We start from the raw sequence: 2,289 nt of genomic DNA, 5'->3' as shown, positions 1-2,289 counted from the left end.
TGTCGGGGGCGTCTGAACGCGGACCCACTTTGGCCGATTGAATCGTGACCCATGTGGTCTGTGGTTGTGGTGGTTCAGTCGGTTTCTGTGGCGGCGGTGGGGACGCGGCCGAGTTGCCGTCCTCGTCCGCGCATGCGGTAGGAGTCGCCTTTCAGGGAGTGGACTTCGGCGTGGTGGACGAGACGGTCGATCATGGCGGCGGCCACGGTCTCGTCGCCGAAGACCTCGCCCCAGCGCCCGAAGGGCTTGTTACTCGTGACGATCACGGACGCACGTTCGTATCTGTTCGAGATGAGCTGGAAGAACAGGTTCGCGGCCTCGGCCTCGAAGGGGATGTAGCCGACCTCGTCCACGACGATCAGTGGATAGCGCGAAAGCCTGACCAGTTCGCCCTGGAGTCGTCCGGCGTGATGGGCGGCGCCCAGGCGGTCGACCCACTCGGCGGCGGTCGCGAAGGCGACTCTGTGGCCGGCCTGGCAGGCGCGGACCGCGATCCCGATCGCCAGGTGCGTCTTCCCCGTGCCCGGCGGCCCAAGGAAAATCGCGTTCTCTTTTCCGGTGATGAAGTCCAACGTTCCCAGGTGTGCGAGCTGTTCGCGCGTCATGCCGCGCAGGTGGGTGGCATCCAGTTCCTCGATCGTCTTGACCGCGGGGAAGCGGGCAGAACGGATCCGGGCCTCGCCGCCGTGGGACTCGCGGGCGGCGACCTCGCGCTGCAGGCAGGCGACCAGGAACTCGGCATGACTCCAGGATTCGTTCCTGGCCCGGCCGGCGAGGCGCTCGGCGGCGTCCATCAGTGCCGGTGCTTTCAGTGCGCGGGAGTAGAAGGCCAGGTCGGACGCGGTCTGCTCGCCGGTGCGGCCGCTGCCGTTCTTCTCGGTGGTGGGCTTGGCTGCTGTCGTGGTGCGGGTCATTCAGGGCACCTCGCCTTCTGTCTCGCTGTCCGTGGCGTGGTCCTGTCCGGTGGTGAACATCTGGTCGTAGGTGTCGAGCCGGCGTTGCTCGACTTCGATGAGGTCGCCGGTGGCGGACGTGTGGCGGGCCTGGGAGGCGAGGCGGTGGCGGAACTCGCCGCGCAGGGCCTTCGCGGTGCGTGCGTGGTCGGGATCGGTGATGGTCTGGTGTTTGGCCCAGCAACGTGGGTGACGGGCCACGACCGCTCCGCCGGGGGACAGTACGGCGATGACCTCGTCGGCGTCGGTGCTGACCTGGATCCGTTTGCCGATGGCCAGGGGGTGAACGGAGTAGTCGACAGTGTCGACGCGGATGTAGTGGTCGCGGCCCAGGCGGGTGTGGAAGCGGAACCAGCGGGGCGGATCGACGGGCGGCAGGGTGAGCATGCCGGCCCGGTCGGCCTGCCACCGGTCGATGGGGCGGGCGCCCAGGCTGCGGTGGAGCCGCCGGTTGGCGGTGGTCAGCCAGGCGGTCAGCTGAGTGTTGAAGTCGGCGGGTCCGCCGAAGGTGCGGCCGGGCAGAAAGCTCGTCTCGAGATAGCCGTTGGCCCGCTCGACGAGTCCTTTCGCCTCCGGATCCCGGGGCCGGCAGAGGAAGACCCTGGTCGCGAGCATCCCGGCGAACGCGGCGAAGTCGGCTGTGACCCTGCCCTGGCCGATACCGGTCTCGTTGTCCCACACCAGTATCCGCGGCACCGCACCCCATTGCTTGAGCAGCTGCCAGTGACCGTCGATCAGGTCACCCGTCATCCGGGTCGGCAGCATCCGGCCGGTGATGATCCGCGAGTAGCCCGAGACCATCACCAGCACCGGCGGACGGCCCTGCTGCCCATATCCGAGCGGGACATCGACGGGTGGGAACCACAGATCACACTGGGCCAGCTCACCGGGCCGGTAGGTGGTGCGGGACACCGGATCGACGGGCAGGTAGGCGGGCCGCAGCTCACGGACACGGTCCTTGAGGATCGTCATCCCACGCTCCCAGCCGATCCGCTCCGCGATCACCGTCGTCGGCATCGTCGGGGTCTGTTTCAGCAGCTCCCGGATGGCCGGCTCGGCCGCGTCGACCGCCGAGCCCTTCAACGGCCTCGAGTACACCGGCGGCCGATCCGTGGCCAGGGCGCGCTTCACCGTGTTCTTCGAGATACCCAGATGACGCGCGATCGCCCGGATCGGCATCTGTTCGGCCCGGTGCAGCCTGCGGATCTCTGCCCAGTCCTCCACTTGGATCACCCTCTCCTCCCGATCTCCACTCAAGATCAGGTTCGTATGGATGCCACGAAGTGAGTCAGTTTTGATCCGCCGTCAGAGGGTCACGGTTCAAGCGACGCCGACA

2 protein-coding genes are annotated in these 2,289 nt (G+C 67.8%); both read right to left on the bottom strand.

What is annotated here, in order from left to right:
• Positions 1-74: 74 nt before the first annotated feature.
• Positions 75-914 (bottom strand): IS21-like element helper ATPase IstB, encoded by an 840-nt coding sequence (gene istB / locus KUM40_RS00030; protein WP_217161418.1) that lies wholly within the window; start codon positions 912-914, stop codon positions 75-77.
• A complete protein-coding gene (istA, locus tag KUM40_RS00025) occupies positions 915-2,186 on the bottom strand; it encodes an IS21 family transposase (RefSeq protein WP_217161416.1) in 1,272 nt (423 codons plus the stop codon).
• Positions 2,187-2,289: the final 103 nt, after the last annotated feature.

This window comes from Streptomyces sp. AC512_CC834, assembly GCF_019049325.1.
Classification (GTDB): Bacteria; Actinomycetota; Actinomycetes; order Streptomycetales; family Streptomycetaceae; genus Streptomyces.
This window is presented reverse-complemented; position numbering and strand designations above follow the sequence as displayed.